This is a genomic window from Fibrella musci, from assembly GCF_041321105.1.
Lineage (GTDB): Bacteria > Bacteroidota > Bacteroidia > Cytophagales > Spirosomataceae > Fibrella > Fibrella musci.
On sequence record NZ_JBGGWD010000001.1, the window covers coordinates 548,891 to 573,918 of the forward strand.

At 56.7% G+C, this 25,028-nt stretch carries 19 protein-coding genes; 8 read left to right on the forward strand and 11 right to left on the reverse strand.

What is annotated here, in order from left to right; genetic code table 11:
• Positions 1-90 precede the first annotated feature (90 nt).
• The 7 genes from ACAW74_RS02175 to ACAW74_RS02205 are packed head-to-tail and all read right to left on the reverse strand — an operon-like array spanning position 91 to position 7,557.
• Complete coding sequence (locus ACAW74_RS02175) at positions 91-420, reverse strand: AtuA-related protein (RefSeq protein WP_370696547.1); 330 nt, start codon at positions 418-420, stop codon at positions 91-93.
• Positions 417-1,739, reverse strand: a complete 1,323-nt coding sequence (locus ACAW74_RS02180; protein ID WP_370696548.1) for an acyclic terpene utilization AtuA family protein — start codon at positions 1,737-1,739, stop codon at positions 417-419. Before ACAW74_RS02180 ends, ACAW74_RS02175 begins: the two co-directional genes overlap by 4 nt.
• On the reverse strand, positions 1,736-3,031 hold the full coding sequence (locus ACAW74_RS02185; RefSeq protein ID WP_370696549.1) for a CitMHS family transporter: 1,296 nt from the start codon (positions 3,029-3,031) through the stop codon (positions 1,736-1,738). Before ACAW74_RS02185 ends, ACAW74_RS02180 begins: the two co-directional genes overlap by 4 nt.
• 7 nt (positions 3,032-3,038) lie before the next feature.
• A complete protein-coding gene (locus ACAW74_RS02190) occupies positions 3,039-4,082 on the reverse strand; it encodes an alpha/beta hydrolase (RefSeq protein WP_370696550.1) in 1,044 nt (347 codons plus the stop codon).
• Positions 4,083-4,106: 24 nt separating this feature from the next.
• Positions 4,107-5,747 carry a carboxylesterase/lipase family protein gene (locus ACAW74_RS02195; RefSeq protein WP_370696551.1) on the reverse strand — a complete coding sequence of 547 codons (1,641 nt, stop codon included), beginning with the start codon at positions 5,745-5,747 and terminating at the stop codon, positions 4,107-4,109.
• A 40-nt stretch (positions 5,748-5,787) separates the two neighbouring features.
• Positions 5,788-6,666 (reverse strand): alpha/beta hydrolase, encoded by an 879-nt coding sequence (locus ACAW74_RS02200; protein WP_370696552.1) that lies wholly within the window; start codon positions 6,664-6,666, stop codon positions 5,788-5,790.
• Positions 6,667-6,669: 3 nt separating this feature from the next.
• The gene (locus ACAW74_RS02205; RefSeq protein ID WP_370696553.1) at positions 6,670-7,557 is read right to left on the reverse strand and encodes an alpha/beta hydrolase; all 888 of its coding nucleotides are present in this window, start codon (positions 7,555-7,557) and stop codon (positions 6,670-6,672) included.
• 279 nt (positions 7,558-7,836) lie between these two features.
• Between ACAW74_RS02205 and ACAW74_RS02210 the strand changes: the two genes are divergently transcribed.
• The 3 genes from ACAW74_RS02210 to ACAW74_RS02220 all read left to right on the forward strand — a co-directional run bounded on the left by ACAW74_RS02210 (position 7,837) and on the right by ACAW74_RS02220 (position 12,935).
• On the forward strand, positions 7,837-8,562 hold the full coding sequence (locus ACAW74_RS02210) for an NUDIX hydrolase (protein WP_370696554.1): 726 nt from the start codon (positions 7,837-7,839) through the stop codon (positions 8,560-8,562).
• 171 nt (positions 8,563-8,733) lie between these two features.
• Positions 8,734-11,937 (forward strand): TonB-dependent receptor, encoded by a 3,204-nt coding sequence (locus ACAW74_RS02215; protein WP_370696555.1) that lies wholly within the window; start codon positions 8,734-8,736, stop codon positions 11,935-11,937.
• A gap of 134 nt (positions 11,938-12,071) precedes the next feature.
• Positions 12,072-12,935: a glycerophosphodiester phosphodiesterase family protein gene (locus tag ACAW74_RS02220; protein ID WP_370696556.1), complete on the forward strand. Its 864-nt coding sequence runs from the start codon at positions 12,072-12,074 to the stop codon at positions 12,933-12,935.
• A 126-nt stretch (positions 12,936-13,061) separates the two neighbouring features.
• Here the strand turns inward: ACAW74_RS02220 and ACAW74_RS02225 are convergent, their stop codons facing one another.
• The 3 genes from ACAW74_RS02225 to ACAW74_RS02235 form a co-directional block, all read right to left on the reverse strand.
• Positions 13,062-14,201, reverse strand: coding sequence for an alpha/beta hydrolase (locus ACAW74_RS02225; protein ID WP_370696557.1), 1,140 nt, complete (start codon positions 14,199-14,201; stop codon positions 13,062-13,064).
• 223 nt (positions 14,202-14,424) lie between these two features.
• Complete coding sequence (gene rho, locus ACAW74_RS02230) at positions 14,425-16,890, reverse strand: transcription termination factor Rho (RefSeq protein WP_370696558.1); 2,466 nt, start codon at positions 16,888-16,890, stop codon at positions 14,425-14,427.
• A 427-nt stretch (positions 16,891-17,317) separates the two neighbouring features.
• Positions 17,318-18,049: an SDR family NAD(P)-dependent oxidoreductase gene (locus ACAW74_RS02235; protein WP_370696559.1), complete on the reverse strand. Its 732-nt coding sequence runs from the start codon at positions 18,047-18,049 to the stop codon at positions 17,318-17,320.
• Positions 18,050-18,211: 162 nt separating this feature from the next.
• Here ACAW74_RS02235 and ACAW74_RS02240 point away from each other — a divergent pair, with 162 nt between their 5' ends.
• Complete coding sequence (locus ACAW74_RS02240) at positions 18,212-18,907, forward strand: superoxide dismutase (RefSeq protein ID WP_370696560.1); 696 nt, start codon at positions 18,212-18,214, stop codon at positions 18,905-18,907.
• 151 nt (positions 18,908-19,058) lie between these two features.
• Here ACAW74_RS02240 and ACAW74_RS02245 read toward each other — a convergent pair whose 3' ends face one another.
• Positions 19,059-20,627 (reverse strand): sensor histidine kinase, encoded by a 1,569-nt coding sequence (locus ACAW74_RS02245; RefSeq protein WP_370696561.1) that lies wholly within the window; start codon positions 20,625-20,627, stop codon positions 19,059-19,061.
• 179 nt (positions 20,628-20,806) lie between these two features.
• Here ACAW74_RS02245 and ACAW74_RS02250 point away from each other — a divergent pair, with 179 nt between their 5' ends.
• From ACAW74_RS02250 to ACAW74_RS02265, 4 genes are all read left to right on the forward strand, one after another.
• Entirely contained in the window at positions 20,807-21,766 is a 960-nt protein-coding gene (locus tag ACAW74_RS02250; protein ID WP_370696562.1) for an isopenicillin N synthase family dioxygenase, read from the forward strand.
• 75 nt (positions 21,767-21,841) lie between these two features.
• Positions 21,842-23,041 (forward strand): chromate efflux transporter, encoded by a 1,200-nt coding sequence (gene chrA, locus ACAW74_RS02255; protein WP_370696563.1) that lies wholly within the window; start codon positions 21,842-21,844, stop codon positions 23,039-23,041.
• Positions 23,042-23,223: 182 nt separating this feature from the next.
• Positions 23,224-24,690, forward strand: a complete 1,467-nt coding sequence (locus tag ACAW74_RS02260) for a M48 family metalloprotease (protein ID WP_370696564.1) — start codon at positions 23,224-23,226, stop codon at positions 24,688-24,690.
• A gap of 48 nt (positions 24,691-24,738) precedes the next feature.
• On the forward strand, positions 24,739-24,966 hold the full coding sequence (locus tag ACAW74_RS02265) for a hypothetical protein (RefSeq protein WP_370696565.1): 228 nt from the start codon (positions 24,739-24,741) through the stop codon (positions 24,964-24,966).
• Positions 24,967-25,028 lie beyond the last annotated feature (62 nt).

A 25,028-nucleotide genomic window follows, 5' to 3' on the forward strand; every position in this document is an offset into this window, starting at 1 on the left:
CGAAAATACGCTAAAAACGAACGTCTTGATCCCGACGCGCCGTAAAACATACCGCGACCCGACTCCGAGGGGCTGAATGAACGTACCCAGCTACCTGCCGACTGCGCCAGCGATCTCTATCTCCATTTCCAGCAAGGCAAAACTCAGGCTTTTGCCGTGAGTATCCATCGCCAGCGACGTGGTAACTCCGCCCAGCAGCGCCTGCTGGCAGACAAACGTGAGCGCGGGCAGATTCGGCAGTTCGTAGCGGATCACATCACCTGCCACAATGACGTGTAAATGTCGTTTTACGGCGTCAGCGGTGACCTGTTCGCACAGCGTCGGGTAGTCTTCTGCCCGGTAGGGTATCAGCGAGAGGGTCAGGGTATTGCCTTTGTCGCCCGCCCGGCTGTGAGCCAGTTCATGCAATTTAGTTTTCATACCTGTAACAAGGTGACTGTTGGCGTAACCTGGTGGCGCGGCAGCAGTGTGGACACAATCCCCACTACTTCGTGGAGGTATTTGCGCGCCCCGCCGCCCCCCGCCGGACCGTTGGTATAAAGCGCTTCAACCTCCTCCCCGATCAGCGCCGCTTCGCTGGCCGTACTGGCACGCCCGGCCACTCGCAGGCGAATTTCGTAGGGTTCAGGTACGTACCCGAAGTTCGTGCGATGGACCGATGTGCTCCCTATATAGTCAACCCGCAGGTCGGGAAACTGCCTCAGCAACCGTTCCTGGAGAATAGCCCCGGCCAGTTTGGCGCGGGCCAGCGCATTGGCACCTGCATAGGCCAATTCGCCTTCACCAACGTACTCGGCGTCGTAGCCCACACTGACCTTCAGCGTGTCGGGCCTTACCCTGCCCCGCCCACCGGCAGCACGTACCTGATTGGGGCCTACCTGCTCGAGCCGGACCTGGGTGAAATCGGCGACCACGTCGGGGGTAAGATAGTGGCTGGGGTCCATTACCTCATAGAGCAGTTGCTCGCTGGCGGTAGCGGTGTTCAGCAGCCCGCCCGTGCCGGCTACCTTACCGAAAACCGCTGTGCCATCCGCCGACACATCTGCGAACGGGTGCCCCAGCTGCACCATATCCGGTACGTCTTTGCGGCCCGGATCGGCAAAGTACCCGCCGGTAAGTTGTCCCGCACATTCCAGCAAATGCCCCACGACCGTGCCCTGCCCGATCCGGTCGGTATCGTCCAGCGACCAGCCGAACTCGTGGGCCAGCGGTGCCACAAACAGCGAAGGATCAGCCACGCGCCCCGTAATAATGACGTGGGCGCCGGTGGCCAGTGCGGGCAGGATCGCGTCGGCACCCAGGTAGGCATTCGCCGACAGCAACGTACCTGATTGACGAAGCGGCTGACCCGTTTCCAGGCCCGGCTCATCGCCCGTCAGCTGATGCAGCACATCGTCGCCCGTTACGACAGCTACCGTCAGGGAGCGATTCAGCCGCCGGGCGATCTCGCACACGGTTTCGCCGGCCGCCAGCGGGTTGGCTGCGCCCATATTGGTGATCAGCCTCACCCCATTGTCGAGCAACGCGGGTAGCAGGCTTTCGATACGTCGTTCCAGCAGCGGATCGTAGCCCAGCGCCGGGTTCTGCCGTTTGCGTTTCTGGGCGAGCGCAATGGTCCGTTCGGCCAGGCATTCGAGCACCAGATAATCCAATTGCCCCCGTTCGACGAGCGTTACCGCCGGGTCGAGCCGGTCGCCGGAGAAACCGGCCCCACAGCCGATGCGAACCGTTGTTTTCATAAATGGATGGACCCCGTTAAGAGCGCGACCAGTGTCATCACCAGCGTTGTCCCAAAGGCCCATTTCAGGGTGAATTTCTGATGATCACCCAAGTCAACTTCGGCCAGACCTACCAGCAGAAACGTCGACGCCGTCAGTGGACTCAGGGGAAAACCCACGGTCATTTGGCCCAACAGGGCCGCCCGGCCAATTTCGAGCGGGTCGATACCAAACTGTACGGCGGTAGTGCTTAGAATGGGCACCACCCCGAAATAATAGGCGTCGGGGGTGAACAACAGACTGGCGGGCAGACTGGTAACGGCGGTGAGTGTCGGTAACCAGGTGGCATGTTGCTCCGGGATGAGTGATACCAGCGACGTAGCCATGGCATCGATCATTTTAGAACCCGTGAGGATTCCCGAGAAGACACCTGCGGCAAAAATCATACTCGACACCATGAAAATGTTGGTACCATGGCTGCGTAACACCTGCTGTTGGTCGGGCAATTTGGGGTAGTTGAGCAGCAGGGCTATGGTGGCGGCGACGACAAACAGGGCGGGTGTAGGTACCCACCCTTTCATCAAGGTAACGATCAGGCCGATGGTCAGGATGGCATTGACCCAGAAGAGGTTCGGGCGGCGTAACGCCCGCTGGGTATCGGTCAGGTTCTCGTGGTGACTATACGTCAGGTCGGTCACGCCCAGCCGTTTGCGCTCCTTCAGGCCAAACCAGTAGGCAACGGCCAGCACCCAGACGACACCCGCCAGAATGGCCGGGATATTCGGATTGAACAACTGCGTGGCGTCTGCTTTGAGCGTCGAAATCGCCCGTGCCGACGTACCTGACCAGGGCACCAAGTGGAGCGGTCCCACGCTCAGCGCGACGACGCCCGGCAAGATGAGCTTATTGATGTTCAGCTGCCGGTAGATAGGCAGAAACGCCGACATCACGATCATGAACGTGGCCGTACCGTCGCCGTCGAGATGCACGATCATCGTCAGCAGTGCAGTGCCCACGATCACCTTCAGGGGGTCGCCTTTGGCGTAGCGGATGATGCCGGCAATGATGGGATCGAACAGGCCCGCATCGAGCATGGTGGCAAAATAAAGCACGGCAAACATCAACAGAATGCCCGTTGGCGCTACCTGCTTGATCCCGGCCAGCATCATCTCGCCCAACTCGTTCGGGCTAAAACCCGCCAGCAACCCCATCACCAGCGGCACCAGCACCAGCGCCGTTAGCACTGATAGCCGTTTGGTAATGATGAGCAGCAAAAACAGGGCAATGGTGGCAAACCCGAAGAACGAGAGCATAACTGGTTCAGTAAAAAACCTTGTTCAGAAAGGCGATCATCTTGTCGAGGGCAACGGGGGCGTCTTTCTCGAAGCTCGTTCCTAAATAGGGGTTGGAGCCTGAGTCCAGAAAGGCGTGCGGCCGACCTTCATACACCCAATAGTCGAGGTTGGTATGCCCGGCTTCTTTCAATTTGCCAATAAACGCTTCGATCGATTGGGGCATGGTCAGGTCGTCTTTTGAGCCAACCGAAAAGAACATGGGGGGTAGTTTACGCTCGCTCGCTTTGGGCACCACATAAAGCGGCGACACCTGCTTGTAGGGCGCCGGGTTGCTGTTGGGCGTGATACCCTCGCCGAAAATACCCCGCGCTTTGGCTTTACCCATGCCCCAGAAGATGTTACTCTCCTTCTCGAAACCGCCCAGTGCGCTGGCATAGAGATCGAAGGCGCCGTAGCTAATCAACGCCGCCTGCACCGCCAGCCCGTTGCTGGCAGCCACCTGTTCGGCCGTTTTACCAGCGGGCAGGTACGTTGGCTTGAACCCGAGCGTGTTTCCGGCAAAGCCGTCAGACTCCAGGTTTTGCCCCTGCACCACCACCATCGTGGCCAGATGCCCGCCTGCGCTGTCGCCCGTAACCGTGATTTTGCCCGCGTCGCCTTTGTACTTCGTGATGTTGTCCTTCACCCACAGCACCGCCCCAAACGCATCCTCGACGATCTCGTTCATCTTCACGGTATTCCCCTGATCGCCCAGGAGTCGATAGTTGACGTTACAGACCAAGTATTCCGACTTGTTGGCCAGGTACGTTGCCATCTCGTTCATGATGCTTTTGGTATTGATGAGCCAGCCGCCGCCGTGGAAAATAACCACCACCGGGTAACTCGCCTTGCCCGTGTTGGGCGTATAAATATCCATCGTCAGGTCGAAACCTTTCGGCGACGCCCAAACCACGTCACTCACTTTGGTAAAGCGGTCGGCGGTGTTGACGGACGGGCTATCAGCACCGGGCGACACGCATTTTGTGAACGAGGAGAGTAACGCAATCAGGAAAATGAAGGTGACTTTCATAGGTAGTCGGGATGAAGCGTGGAACTACATCGACTTGCCGGTGGCGACTTCGAGCAGTTCTTTGTCGGGATGATTTTTGATCTGGCTGGTGTTGTCGAACAGCATGGTCGCTCCGGTTTCGGCGCTGTAGGCGGGCCAGTTGGGTAAGCCTTTGTGGTTGGGGTTGCCCGTGCGGGCAAAGGCGATCCAGGCGCGGCTCATTTTGTCGGCCAGGGTGTGGGCGTCTTTACCACCGCCCGTCATTTCTTCGCAGCGGCTGACATTGTCAAACACAAACGGCAGTTCCATGCAGTGCATCGACTTGTAGATGCCATCGTTCACGGGTGAATTCCAGGTAAACAGATACATGTACACCGGAGCCGCACCGGCTACCGCTTTCTGGTTGGCCTGCCGCACAGCGCCCGCCCGGAAGTTGATGTCGATGTTAACATAGTCGGATGGTTGGGTGGCCTCAGGATACGCCTTTTTAGCCGCCGTCAGGTAGGCATCGGTTTTGTCGCCGAAGCGTTTTTGCAGGTTGGCTTTGGCCGCGTCCATATCGGCTACGCGGTTCGTGGGATTGAAGGGGCCAAATTCTGTTTTGGTCGAACCCACCAGCAACGGCACGTTTTTGGCCAGCTCCATCGCGGCCGGTTCAGCCGGCTGATACGGCAGAAAGCTCCCGTCGAGGGTGGGTCCCCAGCCTACGCCAAAAGACGGGCGGTTTTCGGCTTTCAATGACTCATTCACTTTCCGAAGCGCCCGTTTGCTGGCAGCGCTCAGGCGTTCGTACGAGAATTTTTGCAGCGAATCGACCTGATTAGGTTGCAGGTTCAACTCAGCCAGCATGGCAGCACCGACTTTTTGCGACAGTTCTTTTTCGGTGAAGCTGCTCACGTAGCTGCCACTCTGCACGATGGCTTTGTGAAACAGCCCTTTGGCCGAGGGCGCGTTCATCAGGCTGGTCACTTTGCCGCCCCCACCCGACTGGCCGAAGATGGTCACGTTGTTGGGGTCGCCGCCAAATTGATTGATGTTGGCTTTGACCCATTGCAGGGCCGACACCAGATCGAGCAAACCGGCGTTGGCCGAGTTTTTATACTTCTCACCGTAGGCCGACAGGTCCAGAAAACCGAGCAGATTAAGCCGGTGGTTGACCGTCACGACGACCACGTCGCCTTTGCGGGTCATGTTCTCGCCGTCGTAGGAAGGCAACTCCACCGACGAACCCGCCGAGAATCCACCACCGTGCAGCCACACCAGAACGGGGCGGCCTCCCGCCGGGCGTTTCTGAGCCGCCGTGGCCTGAGGCGACCACACATTCAGGCTCAGGCAATTCTCGTTCATGTACCCCCAATCGTGGTGAAACGGAAATTCGATTTCATCATAAACGGAGGTTGTGGGGTCAATGGGGCACACCGGTCCGTAGGTCATCGACGACCGTACCCCCGTCCAGGCATCGGGTTTGGTGGGAGCCATGAAGCGTTCGGCTTTGGCGTAGGGAATGCCCTTGAAGGTATAGATACCGTTGTGCACGTACCCACGCACTTTTCCCGATTCGGTCGGAACAACGGCGATGTCTTTGCCGGCCATTACGGGCGCGGCTGTTTCTTTTTTGGTCTGGCCCACCGCCAGCAGAGGAAGCGTAAGCGCCGCCAGCGCGACTAGAAAGGATTGCGTTTTCATTCGATTACTAGAAATTGGTCAGGAAACTGGATGCTTATAGTCACTTGATAGTCAATATTTTACTAAAGAAGAGCACTTGGTAGGGCAATGCATTTCCCCAGTACTCCCAGGTGTGGGCGCCAGGCCGTTCGGTGTAGTCGTGGGGCGTTTGGTTGGCCATCAACTGCTGATGCAGGTCGCGATTACCGTTGATGAGAAAATCGTCGACGCCAATGTCGAGGATGAGCGGCAGGCCATTGGCTTTGAGCTTGTCGGCAAGCGTCACCATCGTATAGCCGGGATAGGGTGCATCGCCGGGGGCGGGTGGCCCCAATAGCTTGGCAAAGTTTTCGGCGCGCGATTTGGCGAAGTCAGCAGGCACTTTCCAGGTGACTGTGTTGATGTTCATCACGCCGCTCATGCTGCCCGCCGCCGCATAAAGTTCAGGGTGGCGGCTCGAAATAAACAGCGCCCCGTGCCCGCCCATGCTCAGGCCCGCAATGACCCGCCCTTTCTTCTCGTGGATGGTCCGGTACGTATTGTCGATTTTCTCGATTAATTCCTTCGAAATAAACGTCTCAAACTGGCTCGTCGGCACCAGCGGGCTATCGAAGTAATAGCTGGTGGGGTCGCCGTCGGGCGTCACAATGATCAGGTTATACTGGTCGGCCAGGCGGTGCAGCAGCGTTTTGTCGGGCGTTTTGGTAAGCCAGTCGCGGAAACTGCCCGTGCCACCATGCAGCAGATACAGCACCGGAAACGGGCGTTGATCCCGTTTTTTGGCGTTCACATATGACTCTGGCAGCACCACGGCGGCCTGCAACGTGCGGCTCATCCGGGCGCTGGGTACGTCGATGGTATCGACTTTAGCCGCCCACGTTGGTCGGGCAGCCAGTATGCCAAGGGCACAGAGTAGGTAAGAAGCGATAAGACGACGCATGGGTTATTGGGGCAATGTGCCGTTGGCTTTCAGCACGTTGGTAAAAAACACGACATGATAGGGCAGCGAATTTTGCCAATAGTCCCAGCTATGCCCGCCCGGTCGCTCGCTGTAATCGTGTGATGTCTGGTTAAACACAAGTCGACGGTGTAGCTCGCGGTTCGGCTCGATTAGAAAGTCATCGACACCACAATCAATTACCAATTTCAGTCCGTTGGCTTTCATCCTATCCGCCAGCGCAATCACTGAATAAGCGGCCCAACCGTCGGGCGATTGATCATAGGATCCCAAAATCGACTCAAATGCAGTCTTGATGTTTTTAGTGGCATCGGGTGGCAGCTTCCACGCGTTCATATCGGGATTGAGCGCACCACTCATGCTGCCAGCCGCGCAGTAGAGGTCGGGATGGCGGGTTGCTAGATATAGTGCTCCGTAACCTCCCATACTAAGGCCCGTAATGACCCGGCCCCGCTTGTCTTTTACAGTGCGATAGGTCTTGTCAATTTTGTCGATCACTTCCTGAGTCAGGTACGTCTCAAACTGGCTTCCCGGCACGACCGGACTATCCAGATAATAGCTAAACGCCTCACCCTCGGGCATGGCAATGATGAGGTTATACTGATCGGCCAGCCGCTGAATCAGGGTTTTGTCCGGTGTTTTGGTGATCCAGTCGTTGTAATGCCCGAAGCCGCCATGCAGCAGATACAGCACTGGGTACGTTGTCTTGTTTTTGGCGGCAGTGGCCGACCGATACGAATCGGGTAACACGACCACCGCCCGCATGTTTTTGTTCATGACTCGGCTGGGTACGTCGAGCGAATCGACACTGGCGCAAATGCCCCAAACCGGTAGTGCTAGCAGACAGAGCGTAGCGACTAGTATTTTTTGCATAACGAAATCAGGAGCCCGTATCCCTGTCGGTAGTACGTTATAGAAAGAACAGGACGTTTACTATCCAGCCAATGCCAGCTGGCTTAGGCAGTCAGCATAACGAGACCATTAAAGCGGCGGTTGAACTAATTTTTGACGACAAAGCACGATCAAGGCGCCAGGAGCGCGTAGGTTTAGGACACAAACAGCGTACACAGTCAGGATTAATTAGCTTTACGTCAAAAGTACGTAAAGCGCTTAATTGTCCTACCAATTCGCCATTACTTGTTGTAAAATTTTATGAATGCGTATAACCATCCGGCTATTCAGTATTACCAGGACGTTTCGGAGCAGTGCATCCACTACCTCTCTATCGACGGGGTCATTTTCGGCTTTCACGAGAATCAGTTGAAGGTACTGTTGCTGCGTTGGAAAGGCACTACCGAGTGGAGTCTGCCGGGGGGATTTATCCGCAAAACGGAGTCGGTCGATGTAGCGGCGCAGCGGGTAGTGCGCGAGCGAACGGGCCTCGACGAGCTGTACCTACAACAATTCCACGTTTTTGGTGAAGCCGAGCGCTACGATCAGGTTGATACCTGGGCGCGCACCAAACTGCCCATCCAACAGGTCAACTGGTCGGAGCGGACTATCTCGATCGGGTATTACGCGCTCGTTGAGTACTCGAAGGTGGTGCCCACACCCGATTTTCTGACGGAGGAATGCTGCTGGTGGAACGTCGACGACATCCCGGCGCTGCTCTTCGACCATAACCACATCGTAGCGGTAGCGCTGTCGTCGCTGCGCAGGCAGTTTGCCGATCAGCCGATCAGTCATCTGCTGCCACCGGCCTTTACGATTCCCGAGTTGCAGCGCCTGCACGAAACCATTCTGGGGCAGCCGCTGGATGCGCGCAATTTTTACAAAAAACTGATGGCCTCAGGTACGTTGGAGCGCCTCTCGGAGCGGCGGGCGGGCACGCCCCATAAAGCGCCCTACCTGTACCGGTTCAAACCAGCCAACGCCTGATCGACCGGCGAATGCAAGGTGGGGCTTTATCCTTGTTTTACCAAAACGGGGATCATCCATTGCGATTTGATAAAATTCACTTCGCAATAGTTATAGTTTGCTAACACTTCGGTAACAAGGGGATAACACAGGGAGACTCTCTTTGCAGCAGGAAATTTCACAACCTGCAGTATGAACAAACGTCTTCTTTTTAGTCTCATTTGGGTGATAATCATCGGGCTGTTTGCCAACAGCGCTATTGCCCAGACCACGCAAGCCTCGATTTCGGGCGTCATCAACGACAATCAGAACAAACCACTGCCGGGTGCAACCGTGCAGGTACGTAACGAATCGACGGGTTTCACGACCGGAACCGTCACCAACATACAAGGCGAATACTTCTTCAAAGAACTACCCCTGGGCGGGCCTTATACCGTTAAGGTATCATTCGTCGGCTACGGCGATCAGGTACGTTCGGGGTATACGGTGAACCAGGGCGACGCCATTCGAATCAGCCTGACGATGCAGGAAACCGGCCAGGAGCTGCAGGTGGTGCAGGTGGTGGCCTCGGGCCTGAAAAACAAAACCGACAACCTGGGCGCGGCCACGGCCATCAACGCCAAAACGCTGGTGACGTTGCCCGTCAACGGCCGGAATTTTACGCAGTTGGTGAACCTCTCGCCGCTCAGCGCCAGCAACGGCACGCTCTCGGGGCAGCTGGGCTCATCGACTAACTTCACCATCGACGGTATGACCGCCAAAAACCCCACCTCGGCCGGCTCGACCACCAGCCGCAGCGGGGCGCCCTACTCGATCTCCATCGAAGCCGTGCGGGAGTTCAAGGTGATTACCAACCAGTATGACGTGGTGTATGGCCGGGCCGGGGGCGGTATCGTGAGTGCCGTGACCAAGGCGGGTACCAATCAGCTGTCGGGTAGTGTGTTCAACTACACTCGCGCCAACTGGCTGTCGAGCAAATACGACATCCGGGGTAACCTGCGGAACGTCCCGTTCTCGACCAATCAGTTTGGTTTCTCGCTGGGTGGCCCCATTATCAAAGACAAGCTGCATTACTATATGGTCTGGGATCATCAGCAGGATTCGCGCCCGCTGATTATCGCCGACGTACAGACGCCGCTTGATGAGAGCCGCTTCAACGTTACCCGCACCACACTCGACCGCTTTGTGGACATTGCCCGTAACAAATACGGCGTGGCCAATTCACAACAGTACGGTACGTTTCCCCGGAACCGCGGAACTGACGCGGGTTTTCTACGGCTCGATTGGCAGATCAACCGCAATAACCTGCTGACCATCCGCGACAACTACACCAACGACCGCAACAAGCAGGGCTTGGCCGATAACACCGCGATCAATCTCTACGAATCGTACGGCAACGATTACAACGTGGATAACAGCCTGCTGGCCACCCTGCGCACCACGATTACACCGCAGATTACCAACGAGTTGAAGCTGCAACACCTGTTTACCTACCAGAAAAGCAGCCCTGGCGATCAACTTCCGGAAGCCAACATTCCCCGCAACATCGTGGAGAACGTGACCTCGACGGTTGACGGGCGCACCCTCTCGACGAACATCCAGACGGGCGGCCACCGCTTTGCGCAGGAAGGCTTCACCAACAACGTGCTCCAGCTGGTCGATAACTTCTACTACAACACCGACAAGGTGCAATATACGTTTGGGCTCGACCTGATGTACACCCACGCCAAGTCGCTGTATGGCAGCGAAGTAAACGGTCGGTTCCATTACAACGCGACGACCAACCCGACGGTATCGGCCCTCGACAACTTCAACAACCTGCAACCATACCGCTACTACCGCGAAGTGCCGCTGGTGGCCGACCCCACTGTGGTGGGTAGTACGATCAACGCGGGTCTCTACGGGCAGTTGACGACTCAGTTGGCTACGGGCCTGGAACTAACCGCCGGCCTGCGCCTCGATTACGCCCACTACCCAAAAGCGCAGTTTAACCAGGTGGTATTCGACGACCTGGGCCTGCGCACCGACAATCCCATCAAGTCGTTTATTGCTCAGCCGCGCCTGCAAATCAACTGGGACGTCAACGGGCAGCACCGCGATTTCGTCCGCTTTGGGGCAGGGGTGTTCGCGTCGGACATCAACAATTACATGCTGATCAACAACCTGACCTTCGATGGCAAGCACTACGCCACCGTCGATGTGCGGGCGCCGAACGTACCCACGCCTGACTTTGCGGCTTACCGGAGCAACTACGCCAACATCCCGACACTGGCCGCGTTTCAGGTACCGACCATCAACATGACCTGGCCGGATGCCAAAGTGCCGGTGCTGTATAAAGCCAACCTGTCGTACACACGCTTCCTGACGGAGAAGCTTAAGGTGGGCATCGCGGGATATATGTCGCTGGGACGCAACAACTATATGTACGTAGACCGGAATATGGTGGCCGATCCGTTCTTCCGCTTACCCAACGAAGCCAACCGGGGCGTATACGTACCACTGGCGTCAATGCCGACCAGCGGCGTTGGCGACTGGCAGCAGGGCCGTATCAGCAATCGGTTGGGCCGGGTGCTGGAGCTGAACAGCGAAGGCCGCGTGAATCAGTTTGCTGTGGTGGCCGATGCTACCTGGCAATACTTCCGCGACGGGGAGATTACGGCCAGCTACACCTGGAACGACACCCGCGACAATGTTTCGTATAACGGGAACGTAGCCAACACGGCCACGTTGTCGCTGCCCGTAGTAGATGACCCGCGCAACCTGAGCCAGATGACGTATTCCGACAATCACTTCCGGAGCAAGGTCGTATTCTACGGTACGTTGCCGTCGGTATTGGGCATTACGCTGGGGGTACGTTATTCGGGCATCGGTGGCACGCGCTATTCGCTACTGTCGGGGGCCAATACCAACGCCGACTTTGTGGCGACCAACGACCTGGCTTTCGTTTTCGACCGGAACGGCGAGAACGTACCGGCCAACATCAAAGCGGGTCTCCAGTCACTGCTCGACAACCCCGACGCCAGCCCCAGCCTGAAAAATTACATCAATGCCTATTCGGGCCGCATTGCTGAGCGGAATGGCGGTATCAATGATTTCTACGGTGTATTCGATATCCGGCTGCTGAAGCGGTTCCGGTTGGGTCGCACCCGCGCCATCGAAGTATCGGGCGACATCTTCAACTTCGCCAACTTCCTGAACCGCAACTGGGGCGTTAACCGGTCGCTGGGTTCGCAGGCCCTGTATGCGCTGGGTATCCCGGCTGCCAACGGAGCCGCCGCCGTTCCGGGTTTCAGCCAGGCTACCCGCAGCTTCAACTACCGGGTAAACAACACCGGTGCCGTAACACCATCGGGCGACCCATTCCAGGTGCAGATTGGCCTACGGTATAGTTTTTAAGTTAGTTGCTTCGCGTTATTATTGGTCATTTGCCTGCGGCGTCATTAGTTGTCATTTATTGCCTTCAACTAATGACCACCAATGACGCCGCAGCAAATGACCATTAATGACTATAAATACCAACAAAAAAACGTATGAAAACACTCGTCATAAGCCTGTTGCTGCTGGGTACACAGCCACTGCTGGCGCAAACCAAACTCGATCGGCAGGGGCACCGGGGCACGCGGGGTCTGATGCCCGAAAACACCATTCCGGCCATGAAAAAGGCGCTCGACTTGGGCGTACAGACGCTGGAGCTGGATGTGGTCAGTTCTAAAGACAAACAGGTGGTGGTCTCGCATGACCCGTACATGGCCGCCGATATCACGCTAAAACCCGATGGCACACCCGTAACGGCCGACGAGCAGAAGCAGATCAACCTGTACCAGCTCACCTACGATCAGATTAAGTCATACGACGTAGGGCGTAAACCGCATCCGCAGTTTGCTCAACAGCAGAAAATGGCGGCCTACAAACCGTTGCTCGGCGAACTGATCGACTCGGTTGAGGCCTATGCCCGCCAGAAAGGGTTGCCACTGCCCAACTACAACATCGAGATCAAATCGAGCCCGGCCACCGACAACGTGTATCACCCGACGCCGGCCGAGTTCGTGCCGATGGTGATGGAAATCTGCGAGCAAAAGCAGTTAGGTCGCCGGTTCAACATTCAGTCGTTCGATGCCCGGCCGCTGCAGCTGATTCATCAGCAGTACCCGACCGTCCGGCTCGCCTACCTCACGGGCAACGCCAAATCGGTCGACGAAAACCTGGCGGTGCTGGGTTTCAAACCGCAGGTGTACAGCCCGTATTACAAAGGGGTCACCGCCGAAACGGTAAAAACCTGCCATCAGCAAGGCATGACCATCATTCCGTGGACCGTCAACACCAAAGCCGAGATCGACAGTTTGGTGCAACTAGGCGTCGATGGCATCATCACCGATTACCCCAATCTGTTTTAATAGTAACGTACCCAACGAAAAAGCCCGGTCATATTGGCCGGGCTTTTTCGTTGGGTACGTTACCTGTAGAGACGCAACCGCAGCGGCGGACCACCACTTGCGTCTCCAACTAAACACCGTCCTACGTTAACGGAATGCGTTGCGAAGCTGGGTCGCGGCCAGAGCCTGCGCTTGCTGGGCTTCGGGGACGATAGCATACATACCAAAGAATTCGTGCGTGACGCCGGTATAAAGCTGGTACGTAACCGGTACGCCCTGAGCCTGTAGCCTGTCGCGCAGTAGCATCCCTTCCGTCTGGAGCGGGTCGATTTCGGCCCCAATGATCGTCGTGGGGGGCAGCCCTTGCAGGTTGGCAACATCCACCAGCGAAATCAGCGGACTATCACCGTCGGTCGGTAAATTGAAATAGTTGGTCGTGAAGTACTGAACCAGCGGCCGGTTGAGCGGCTTGGCGTTGGCATATTTGTTATACGACTCGGTGAACAGATCGTTGTTGGCCACCGGGAACACCGACAGGATATGCAGCGGGCGAGCCACCCCTGAATCACGAGCCATCATGCTGACCGTAATGGCCATATTTCCCCCGGCGCTTTCGCCCGCCACGGCCACCTTATCGGGATTACCGTTGATGGCAGCAGCGTTGTTCTTCACCCACTTATACGCCGCAAATGCATCGCGGTGCGCCGTCGGGAATTTGTTTTCGGGAGCCAGCCGGTAATCGACCGATACCACAACGGCACCTACTTCCTCGGCCAGAGCCAGCGTTGAATACTCGTATACTTCCGGATTGGCAATTACCCAACCCCCGCCGTGGTAATACACGATCACCGGCAGCGGTCCGGTTACGTTACGCGGGGTGTAAATAACCGCCCGGATAGGCACACCATCAGCCCCCGTAATCGTGCGCTCGCTGATGGTCACGTTGGCCGTTGGGCGCGGAATATTGTTTTTATCGAGCAGGGAATTGACGGCGTCTTTGAACGACGGTTGCTGCCGGGCCTGCTGTGGCGTCAGCGACTCGAGCGGCGTCGGGGACAGCCGACCCAGCTCTTCAATGACCGCCAGCATCTGCGGTGTGATAGTCGGCCCCCAATCGGGTTTAGGGCTGTTTGATTGGATACTTTGTCCGGGCAGGGGAGCGCGGTGGTCGTCGCAACTGCTCAGTAGCCCGGTCAGCAGGGCGACCAATACGATTCCAAAAGGCAAAAAGCGGGCTGATGGCGACGGGCTGAATCGCGCGGCCAGGCTGGTAACAAACTTTTTCATAGACGTTGATTGTCGAATTCAAGGGTAGAACCCAGCAAATACCCTACTGTTTATATAGATCAACTTGACGTACTACATTAGTGGCCAATCAGTCTCACTCAACACGAAAAGTAAACTGACAGTCAACCCCTTACCGGTGCCTCGATTATTGTACAGAGCAGCCCAATAAAAAAAGCCCAACCACGTATGGCTGGGCTTTTGAAAAACAGACTGACCGACGTACCTAGCGGTTCATCGAGATCAGGAATTCTTCGTTGTTGCGGGTGCCACGCATTCGGTCGAGCAAGAAGTCCATACTCTCCAGCGGATTCATGTCGGCCAGGTGCTTGCGGAGAATCCAGACACGTTGCAGCGTTTCGCGGTCGAGCAGCAGGTCCTCTTTCCGCGTACCTGATGTCATCACGTCGATGGATGGGTACACCCGCTTATTGGCAAGCTTGCGATCGAGTTGCAATTCCATATTGCCGGTACCCTTAAATTCTTCAAAAATCACCTCGTCCATTTTCGAGCCGGTGTCGATCAGGGCCGTGGCGATAATCGTGAGCGAACCACCATTCTCCACGTTCCGGGCGGCCCCGAAGAACCGCTTGGGTTTGTGCAACGCGTTGGCATCGACACCACCCGACAGAATCTTGCCCGACGACGGCACTACGGTGTTGTAGGCCCGCGCCAGACGCGTAATCGAGTCAAGCAGAATCACTACGTCGTGGCCGCATTCGACCATCCGCTTCGCTTTTTCCAGCACCATGCTCGACACTTTCACGTGGCGATCAGCCTGCTCGTCGAAGGTCGACGAAATCACTTCGGCGTTCACGCTCCGGGCCATGTCGGTCACTTCCTCGGGGCGTTCATCGATCAATAGAATGATCAGGTACACCTCGGGGTGGTTTTTGGTAATGGCGTTGGCAATTTCTTTCAGCAGCACCGTTTTACCCGTTTTGGGCTGGGCCACAATCATGCCGCGTTGTCCTTTCCCGATCGGCGCAAACAGATCGAGCACGCGGGTCGAATACTGGTCGGGCCGGTGGCTGAGCTTCAGTTGCTCATCGGGGAAAAGCGGGGTGAGGTATTCAAACGGAATCCGGTCGCGGATTTCCTCGGTCGTTTTGCCATTGACGGTGATCACCTTCAGCAGGGCGAAATACTTCTCCCCTTCTTTGGGTGGCCGGATGGTGCCCCGGATGGTATCGCCCGTTTTCAGCCCAAACAGCTTGATCTGCGACGGAGACACGTAAATGTCGTCGGGACTGGCGAGGTAGTTATAATCGGCCGAACGCATGAAGCCGTAGCTCCCGTCGGGCATGATTTCCAGTACGCCCTCGTTTTCGATGATGCCGTCAAACTCGCGAACGTACTGATTGTACTGACGACGAATCCGGGCGGCGTACTCGGTTTGCTCGCGGCTGGGTTGCGCGGCCTGCTGACGGCCCTCACCCTGCCCATCGTCGGTGGTTTCGGGTGCCTGCGGATCGGTTTCGACGGCCGGCATTGCCTCATCCGTTGGCGCCGGGGGTACGTTGGTCAGACCGGGCGTCTGGTCCGACACCACGGTTGGCGTCAGGAACTCCTCCTCGGGTTCGCCCTGGTAATTAAACGCCGTTTCGTCACGTACCTGACGGCGATTCTGAAATGGCTGGTTGGTTGGGTTGGTCGGTTGACCACCGCCCTGTTGCCGGTTCGGGTCCTGGCGGTTGGCGTCGCTCCGGTAGTTTTCGCGCAATTCCCGACGGGTCAGGTTACGGTTCTGATCCGACCGATTGGCGTCGTTGCCCTGCCCGTTGCGCGACAGCGGCGGCTGGTTATTAAAGCGATCCGGGCGGTTCGATGGGTTCTGCGACGGATTTTGCGGGCGATCACTACGACCCATGTCGTTGCCACGGCCGCCGTTATCGGGCCGGTTGTAGCCGCTGTTATCGCGGCTATTTCCCGAATACCGGTTCATATCGTTACCGCTCCGGTTGTCGGGTCGCGGTTGCCGATTCATACCGTTGCCCGCATCGCGTGGGGTATCGCGATTGGCATCACGAAACCGGTCGTTGTTGCGGTTCTGGTCGTTGTTGCGGTTGGGGCGATTTTCGTTAAACCGAGTATCGCCGTTGCGTTGTTGCCGGGTATCGGCCGGGCGGGGCGCATCGAGGCGTTGCCGGGGTTCGCGCCGTTGTCCGGCCGGTTCGTCACCTGCCGGGGCCGTTGTTGGGTCGGCAGGGGCTTCACTGGTAGCCGGTGCAGGTACGTTGTCGGTGGGTACGTTGCCAGCAGCTGGAGCCGCTTCTGTTGCTGTTACGGGGGCTACGGGTTCGGGGGCAACAACAGCCTGAGTCGCCTCGGCAGGTACGTCGGCGGTGCGTTTAGCACGCTGGCGGGTTGGGCGGGCGGGGGTAGCCTCGGCCGAATCGGCTGGCGGAGTCACCGCCACGGGAGCCTGCGGATCGGCTTCAACGGCAGGCAGGGCTTCGGTGGGTGTACCGGCGTCGGGCTGAGTTTTACGGCTACGGGTAGTGGAGCGCTTTGGCGCTGGCGCGGCGGAAGCATCGGTAGGTGTAGCCGCCGGGGGTTGGGTTTGGGTATCCAAAATTTTCGTAACTAATTCTTTTTTAGTGTGTTTGGCGGCGTCTTCAATGCCAAACTGACTGGCAAGGCCGCGCAGCTCTGCAAGGAGCTTAGCATTCAATTCGCTGGAGGTATACATACTAAGGGTTGGCGCAGTCGGTGAGCAGATGACCGGGGTAAACGCGCCCGTAAGGAACGTTGGTAAGTGGCCCGAACGGCAACTAGGAGTTGGTAAGCACTAAGTGAGGGTCGTCAGGAAATCGGCGAAGTTAACTGGCTAGATTGGCCACATCCAGTGCGATTGACCGGATGGTTGATTCTGCAACGAAGTGTACTGCCTGTAGGTTACGAACAAAAACCGGTCCAGTTGGCAACGGTTTACCGTTTCGTTAAGCGACAAAGATAAACTACTCCGTCAGTAATCAATGTAACGCAAATAAAGCTAAAATGTTTCCCACTACAAATATCCGGCTTATTTTCTAGCCAGTGGGCCAAGCCGACTGCTAACGGTCGACCATTCTATTCCGATCGTTTATCGCCGCCCAGACGGGCTAACCCTACGCCGTCTACAACTTATCGAGTCGGCCCCCATCGGCCACTACTGTCGTGCCATTGATGAACCGCGCTTCGTCGGACGCCAGAAAGCAGATGACGGCGGCCAGGTCTTCGGGCTGGCCAACCTCAGTCATATCGATCGTTTCCCGGTTGGCTTTTACGTTGGGGTTTTCCCAGAGCATAGAGGTATCTACCGCGCCCGGTGCTACACAATTCACGCGCACGGTAGCGCGGGGATGTTCAAGACTAAGCCCACGCGTGAAGGCTTCCAGCGCCCCTTTCGACGCCGCGTAAGGCACCACATTCGGCGTGGTCTGATGCGCATGCACAGAGCTGACGTTGACGATAGCGCCGCCTTTCATGTGCGGGATGCAGTATTTACAGAATAAAAACGCCGACCGCAGGTTGGTCGCCATCAGGTCGTCCCAGTCGTCGATAGTCAGGTCAACGATGGGTGTAAAGGTCATTTTGGCCGCGTTATTGACGAGCACATCGACCCGCCCCCATTTATCGATCGTTTGCTGCACGGCTCGTTCGATGGCCGATGAGTCGGCAATATCAGCCTGAACGAACATGGCCTCGCCCGCCAACTCCCCGAAGGCATCGAGTACGTCGTCGCCTTCATCGGGTTTCCGGCCTACTACAGCCACTTTACCACCTTCGGCACCCATTTGCAGCGCCACCGCCCGGCCAATACCCGACGTAGCGCCCGTGATCAAACAAACTTTATTCTGAAACCGCATTCGTTGAGTGAGCTACACAGACAAAACCATTCAATAGCGGTTATGTTCTTACTGGAATGACCGAGGCGCCAGCTCATCAGCATGAGCAGCGTTTCGCAAAAACCGCTTTCTTTGCCCAAGTTGGTCCGTTCTGGCGGGCCTTTACCCCAATCAATCATCTCCATGAACCGCGCTGAATTCCTAAAAATAGCATTCGGGGCCGCCGCCGGCCTGTCGTTTACCAATTCGTTTGGCTTTGCCTGGCAACAACCCGCGGGCCCGTTTACGCTACCGGCCCTTCCCTATGATGCCGCCGCCCTGGAACCCCACATCGACAAGATGACGATGGAAATCCACCACGGAAAGCACCACAAAGCCTATGTCGACAACCTGAACAAGGCTGTAGCCGGCACGGATATGGCCAAAATGAACATCGACGATCTGGTACGGAACATCGACGCCAAAACACCAGCGGCGGTGCGTAACAACGGTGGTGGCCACTGGAACCACTCATTCTTCTGGACGATTCTGTCGCCGAAAGGAGGCGGACAACCCAAAGGGGCGCTGGCCGATGCGATCAACAAAAAGTATGGGTCATTCGATAAGTTTAAGGAAGAGTGGGGCAAAGCCGCTACGGGCCGTTTCGGCTCGGGTTGGGTATGGCTCATCAAATCGGGCAACGAGGTCGAGATCGTATCGACGCCCAACCAGGACAACCCGCTGATGAAACTGGCCGAGAAAGCAGGTACGCCCCTGATCGGCCTCGACGTGTGGGAACACGCTTACTACCTCAAATACCAGAACAAACGCCCCGACTACGTAGCCGCGGCCTGGAACCTGTACGATTGGGACAAAGCCAGCAAGCTGTTTCAGTCGTAACTAAATAAGTCTGGCTAGTTGTAGCGAAAAGTCCGGAGTCTGGATAGTCTGTTTTGGTTGTTGGCTTTGCCTAAATAACATCTAATCAGACTATCCAGACTCCGGACTTCTTTTATGCACGACTTTCCATACTTAATGAACCGCCCCGGCCTTATCCCTCGATGGGTTCTCCTTCGCCTTTCATAGGCAGATACACGTGAAACGTGGTTCCCTTGTCGAGCTGGCTGTCGATGGTGATTGCGCCTTTGTGGTTTTCGACGACTTTCTTGGTCGTCGCCAGCCCAATCCCTGAGCCTTCGTATTGCTTGCGGGCATGCAGCCGATTGAAGAGCCCGAAGATCTTGTCGTAGTTCTCCTTGTCGATCCCAATCCCGTTGTCCTGAATATCAACTTCAGCGTAGATCGCATCGGCGGCGGCAGCTACGTGGGGTACTTTAGGCCCTTCGACCACCCGCGCCCCAATTGTAATAATGGGAGTTCGGTTGGCGGGCACAAACTTTAGCGCATTGGTGAGCAGGTTCTGAAACAGTTGGCGTAGCTGTTGCTCATCGCCAGGGATAATAGGCAGCGGCGGTTTCAGACGCACGACGCCATGCCGTTCCTGAATGGCTACGCTCAGGTCGCTGATGAGTTCATTGAACAGATCTTCCAGATGCACCACGCTGGGCGACCGCTGCTCGGAACTGAGCCGGGCGTAGGCCAACAGCGACTGAATCAGGCTGCTCATTCGCTCCGACGCCGACTGCATCCGCTGGATCAGGCTGATTCCATCCTGCCCGATTGCGTCGCCGTAGTTGGTGCGCAGCAGGTCGCCAAAGGATTTGATTTTCCGCAAGGGTTCCTGCAAATCGTGCGAGGCTACGTAGGCAAACTGTTCCAGGCTTCGGTTCGATTGTTCCAGCGCCATATTACTCTGGATCAACGCCTGTTGCTGTCGGTATTGCTCGGTAACGTTGCGAAACACGACCAGAATCATGACTACGGCGCCCATATCATTATAAACTGGCCCTACATACACCTCGCTGCGCCAGCCCGCCCAGTGGTCGGAGAAGAAGTGTGCCTCGCCACGCAGGGCCGTACCGAGGTAGTTGCGCCAGTCTTGCCGAAACTCCGGCAGCACAAAGTTTTCCAGCAACCCACCCACCAACTCATCGGGATTCGTGTTCGACAGCAGGTCGGGCAGGAGGCCGCTGGCGGTCACGATTTTTTTGAAATAGTCGGTAACGATAACGCCCATTTCAGGGACCGTCGACGAGAGCGCCTTAAACAGGATGGCTTCGCCGATGAGCGCCTGTCTGGCATTCCGAATGTCGGTAATATCAGCCAGCGACACCACCGCCCGCTCGCCATCGCCCACCGGCTCAATGCACATATCAAACCAGGCGGCCACCCCACTCCGCCGAATATTTAAGAAAACGTCGTACCGGTTCGACTCGCCCGTCTCGATCACTTTGTAGACATTGGGCCATAAATCACTGCTGGTCGCGGTAACTAAAATGGTTTCGCCAGTCTGCCCAATTAACTCGCTACGGGATAGACCCAGGTATTGCTCAGCACGCCGATTGACCAGCACCACGCGCGTGGCATTTATTTCTCTCCGGCTGCCCCGCACGGCTTCGCAGACCATAATACCGCTTGCCGACTGGTCTAATGCGGACTGCATTAAGCTGATGACCGTGGCGTCGTCGGCTGGAGCAGGCCCATCTGAAGGTGGTTGCATAAAACGTTAATAATCGCTGTAAAACGTACGTGTGGATGTCTTTTCCCTGACAACCAGGCTGTCTTAGTGGGTGTTTGCAGAAGCTGCAAAAGTAAGGATACCCCTGCTTGGCTTAGGACCACTAACGAGGTTTCTGCCGGTTTTCGTAATTTTGTTGTTTAGCAACTTCGTCTTCGACCATGGCTGATTTATCATTGTACGACCAGATACCTTCGCTCGACTTAGCGGATTTTACATCAGGCGACACCACCCGCCGCGCTCAGTTTGTGCAGGCCCTGGGCGACGCCTTTACTAATATTGGTTTTGTCGCGATCCGGAATCATGGCCTCACCGCCGATTTAACCGACCACCTGTACGCCTCGGCTCAGGAATTTTTTCAGGCTCCGGATGAGGTAAAAAAGCGGTATGAACACCCGGAACTGAACGGACAACGTGGGTACGTTGGCAAAGGCAAAGAGACGGCCAAAGGGTTTAAAGTGGCCGACCTGAAAGAGTTTTACCACATCGGTCAGCCCGAACCCGAAGGCTCAATGCCCGCCAACGTGCTGCCCGACGAATTCCCCAGCTTCGGCAAGTATTCCGTTGATACCTACCGAATTCTGGAAAACACAGGTAAAACGCTGCTGCGGGCCATTGCGCTCTACCTGAACCTGCCCGAAGCTTATTTTGAGGATAAAGTTCGGAATGGGGACAGCATCCTGCGGGCGCTGCACTACTTCCCGCTCGACCCCAACACCACGCCCGAGGGGGCGGTGCGGGCCGCTGCCCACGGCGACATCAACCTGATCACGCTGCTGATGGGTGCTTCGGCCGATGGGCTGGAAGTGCTCCGCCGCGATGGGCAGTGGATCGCTATCACAGCCCTGCCCGACCAGATTATCGTGAACGTGGGCGACATGCTCGACCGGCTCACCAACCACCGCCTCAAATCGACCATTCATCGGGTAGTGAATCCGCCCCGCGAAAAGATGGGTACGTCGCGGTATTCCATCCCGTTCTTTATGCACCCCCGCGCTGATATGGACCTAACCAGCCTCGGCAGTTGCATCGACGCCAAAAACCCGAAACTCTACGCCGATATGACAGCCGGCGAGTTTCTGGACGAGCGTTTGCAGGAGTTGGGTTTGAAGAAAAAGTAAAGCACGGGGCTTGGGCAGGGGGCAAGGATATCTTTTCCCCGCGCCCTAAGCCCCGTGCCCCCTTGCCCCTGCTGCATGAAGTTTACCTCTACCCTGCCTCCCGTTCGGAAGATTCGCTACTTCATTTTCCTGAAGGACGTGCTGGTGCTGGCCCTTACGTCGTTTGGCGGGCCGCAGGTGCACCTTACGCTCTTCCTGGAATTGCTGGTGCGCAAGCGGCGGTACTTCACCGAGGCAGAGCTGATGGAACTAACGGCCCTTTGCCAACTGCTGCCCGGCCCCACGTCGACGCAAACGATTACGGCGCTGGGTTTCAAGATTGGTGGACCCAACCTGGCTTATCTGACGTTACTGATCTGGTGCCTGCCTGCCGTTGTGCTGATGACGGCGGCAGGCATCGGCATTTTTTACGTTGAGCAGCATAACGGCTCGCTGGCATTCACGCGCTACGTGCAGCCGATGGCCGTTGGTTTCCTGGTGGTGGCGGGGTATCGGATTGGCCGAAAGGTCATTCGTGATCAGACGGGGGTGGTGCTGGCGGTGCTGGCGGCGTTGGCAGCCTACGCCTTCCGGTCGCCATTTATGACGCCTATTGTGATTCTGGTGGGGGGCCTGACAACCGCGCTCAAATACCAGAAACACGAGAAGATGGCCCATAAGCCCATGCAGATACAGTGGGCCAATTTTTTTCTATGGCTGGGTGTACTCATCGGAGCCGCCGTGTTGGGGGCCATCACCCAGTCGTTGCCGGTGCGGCTGTTCGAGAATTTCTACCGCAACGGTAGCCTTGTCTTTGGCGGCGGGCAGGTACTCACGCCTATTCTCTACAATGAATTTGTCGCCTTTAAGCAGTACGTAAGCCGCGAAGAGTTCCTGTCAGGACTGGGACTGGTGCAGGCGATGCCGGGGCCGGTTTTTGCGTTTGCTTCGTACATCGGTACCCTCGCCATGCGTACCGAAGGCCTCCACGGTCAATTGCTCGGTAGCCTGGTGGCTACGGTAGGCATTTTCCTGCCAGGTACGTTCCTTATCTTCTTTGTGTACCGCTTCTGGGATCAGGTGAAACGGCACCGCCCCGTGCGGGCTTCGCTCGATGGCATCAACGCAGCCAGTACGGGCCTCACGGCAGCTTCGGCCATTATCCTCTTCGAGCCGATGGTCATCCACTGGCCTTTCGTTGCGGTGGTTATGGGCACCATTCTGCTGCTCGAATTCACCAAAACGCCCCCCTTTGCGCTCATCCTGGGCGGGCTGGCACTTGGCTTTATCTTGTAGCCTGAACCACCGTTACGGGTTGGCTACGACGGGCAACTTCACCGAAAGCTGGTGAGTTTCCTGCGCGCAAAAAGCACTATCCTTTTGCACAAACTCCCGAAACCATTGCACATTTGCTCAGCAAACATACGCACCACCTACTTCGTTACTACCTACTACACGACACATCACCCGTTCACACAATGCAGTTTATGACACGATTTACCCGGTTGGCCATCGCCGGACTAGCCCTGACCCTTACGCACTGCGCCCGAAATCCCGTCACGGGCAAGCGGGAAATAAGCCTGATGTCGACCGAGCAGGAAGTCGCCCTTGGCAAAGAGTCGCACCCGTCTATTGTTGGGTCGATGGGCCTTTATGAAGACGCCAAACTGACCGCCTATATCAACGAAAAAGGCAAGGCCATGGCCGCCATCTCGCACCGGCCCGATCTCCCCTATCAGTTTTATATCGTCGACTCGCCGGTGGTCAATGCCTTTGCCGTGCCGGGTGGGTACGTCTACTTCACTCGGGGTATCATGGCCCACTTCAACAACGAAGCCGAGTTTGCCGGCGTGTTGGGGCATGAGATCGGGCACGTTACGGCGCGCCACTCCGTTCGGCAGCAGACCAGCCAGTTGTTTAGCACCCTCGGTGCCATTGCCGGGTCCATCTTTGTCCCTCAACTGGGCGAAACCCTCATGCAGGGCGCGCAGTTACTGACCCTCAAATACAGCCGGGACCACGAATCGGAGTCGGACCAACTCGGCGTAGGTTACTCGAGCAAAATCGGGTACGACGCCAAGCAGATGGCCAATTTCTTTAACACTATCAAACGGATTCAGGACAACTCGGGGCAGGCCGTCCCGAACATGCTCTCGACCCACCCCGATCCGGGTAACCGCTTCACACGAGTCAATCAGTTAGCGCAGGAATACCAGGCCCAGAACCCCGCCAATTACCAGGTCAACCGCGACACGTACCTGCGGCTCATCAACGGCATTTTGTTCGGCGAAGACCCCAAGCAAGGCTTTGTTGAAAACAACATGTTCTACCACCCTGAACTCAAATTTCAGTTTAGTGTGCCGAATAGCTGGCAGCACCAGAATTCACCAGCCCAGTTCCAGATGGGGCCGAAAGACGGCAAATCGGCGATGATCCTGATGCTGGCGAAAGGCAATTCGCTCGACGAGGCCGCGCAGAATATGGTCAAAGACCTGAGCCTGACGGTACTGGAAAACGGCAAAACCACCGTCAACGGCCTGCCGGCGCTGGTGGTCATTTCGCAGCAGAAACAACAGCAACAGCAGGGCCAGCCCCAGCAGCAGCAATCGGCGGCCAACACTCTGCAAATCGGAACGTACCTGATCCAGTATAACAACGGGATTTACGCCCTGCATGGCCTGTCGGCGGCCAGTGATTTTCAACGGGCTTTTCCCTCGTTTAAAAATGTATCGGAAAGCTTCCGCCCCCTCACCGACCCCGATAAACTGAACCGCAAACCCGACCGGGTTTATGTGAAGCAGGTGCCCCGCACAGGTACGTTCCGCGACGCCATGACGGCCCTCGGGATGCCTAGCAGCCGGCTGGAAGAACTGGGTGTACTGAACAGCATGAAAAACGACGATCAGGTGCAACAGGGATCGCTAATAAAGGTGATCGCAAAATAGGTAATTTCGACAGCCTGATTATCTTTGTGCCTGTCAACCAACACACTCATGAACTGGCTTGCTCAACTGCTACGAAGTAAGACCCTGCTCACCCTGAGCCTGAACTGTCTGATGCTGGCGGGGTTCATGACCCTGCGTATTCTGCAACCGGCAGCAGCCCAGCGGCCCATGCTGAGCCTACCCCACAACAGCCAGTTGAGCGTAGCCAATTGGGTGGCGGCCCGCCTGGCAGACGTAGCCTCGCTGGTCGAGACGCTACTCCGCAGCCTGCTCTAGTCGATACACATTCCTGTTTATACGCAAACGCCGCCGGTCGATAAGTCGATCGGCGGCGTTTG

Coding starts and splice junctions, on each gene's coding strand:
- ACAW74_RS02175 (WP_370696547.1), bottom strand. CDS start 420: ATGAAAACTAAATTGCATGAACTGGCTCACAGCCGGGCGGGCGACAAA.
- ACAW74_RS02180 (WP_370696548.1), bottom strand. CDS start 1,739: ATGAAAACAACGGTTCGCATCGGCTGTGGGGCCGGTTTCTCCGGCGAC.
- ACAW74_RS02185 (WP_370696549.1), bottom strand. CDS start 3,031: ATGCTCTCGTTCTTCGGGTTTGCCACCATTGCCCTGTTTTTGCTGCTC.
- ACAW74_RS02190 (WP_370696550.1), bottom strand. CDS start 4,082: ATGAAAGTCACCTTCATTTTCCTGATTGCGTTACTCTCCTCGTTCACA.
- ACAW74_RS02195 (WP_370696551.1), bottom strand. CDS start 5,747: ATGAAAACGCAATCCTTTCTAGTCGCGCTGGCGGCGCTTACGCTTCCT.
- ACAW74_RS02200 (WP_370696552.1), bottom strand. CDS start 6,666: ATGCGTCGTCTTATCGCTTCTTACCTACTCTGTGCCCTTGGCATACTG.
- ACAW74_RS02205 (WP_370696553.1), bottom strand. CDS start 7,557: ATGCAAAAAATACTAGTCGCTACGCTCTGTCTGCTAGCACTACCGGTT.
- ACAW74_RS02210 (WP_370696554.1), top strand. CDS start 7,837: ATGAATGCGTATAACCATCCGGCTATTCAGTATTACCAGGACGTTTCG.
- ACAW74_RS02215 (WP_370696555.1), top strand. CDS start 8,734: ATGAACAAACGTCTTCTTTTTAGTCTCATTTGGGTGATAATCATCGGG.
- ACAW74_RS02220 (WP_370696556.1), top strand. CDS start 12,072: ATGAAAACACTCGTCATAAGCCTGTTGCTGCTGGGTACACAGCCACTG.
- ACAW74_RS02225 (WP_370696557.1), bottom strand. CDS start 14,201: ATGAAAAAGTTTGTTACCAGCCTGGCCGCGCGATTCAGCCCGTCGCCA.
- rho (WP_370696558.1), bottom strand. CDS start 16,890: ATGTATACCTCCAGCGAATTGAATGCTAAGCTCCTTGCAGAGCTGCGC.
- ACAW74_RS02235 (WP_370696559.1), bottom strand. CDS start 18,049: ATGCGGTTTCAGAATAAAGTTTGTTTGATCACGGGCGCTACGTCGGGT.
- ACAW74_RS02240 (WP_370696560.1), top strand. CDS start 18,212: ATGAACCGCGCTGAATTCCTAAAAATAGCATTCGGGGCCGCCGCCGGC.
- ACAW74_RS02245 (WP_370696561.1), bottom strand. CDS start 20,627: ATGCAACCACCTTCAGATGGGCCTGCTCCAGCCGACGACGCCACGGTC.
- ACAW74_RS02250 (WP_370696562.1), top strand. CDS start 20,807: ATGGCTGATTTATCATTGTACGACCAGATACCTTCGCTCGACTTAGCG.
- chrA (WP_370696563.1), top strand. CDS start 21,842: ATGAAGTTTACCTCTACCCTGCCTCCCGTTCGGAAGATTCGCTACTTC.
- ACAW74_RS02260 (WP_370696564.1), top strand. CDS start 23,224: ATGCAGTTTATGACACGATTTACCCGGTTGGCCATCGCCGGACTAGCC.
- ACAW74_RS02265 (WP_370696565.1), top strand. CDS start 24,739: ATGAACTGGCTTGCTCAACTGCTACGAAGTAAGACCCTGCTCACCCTG.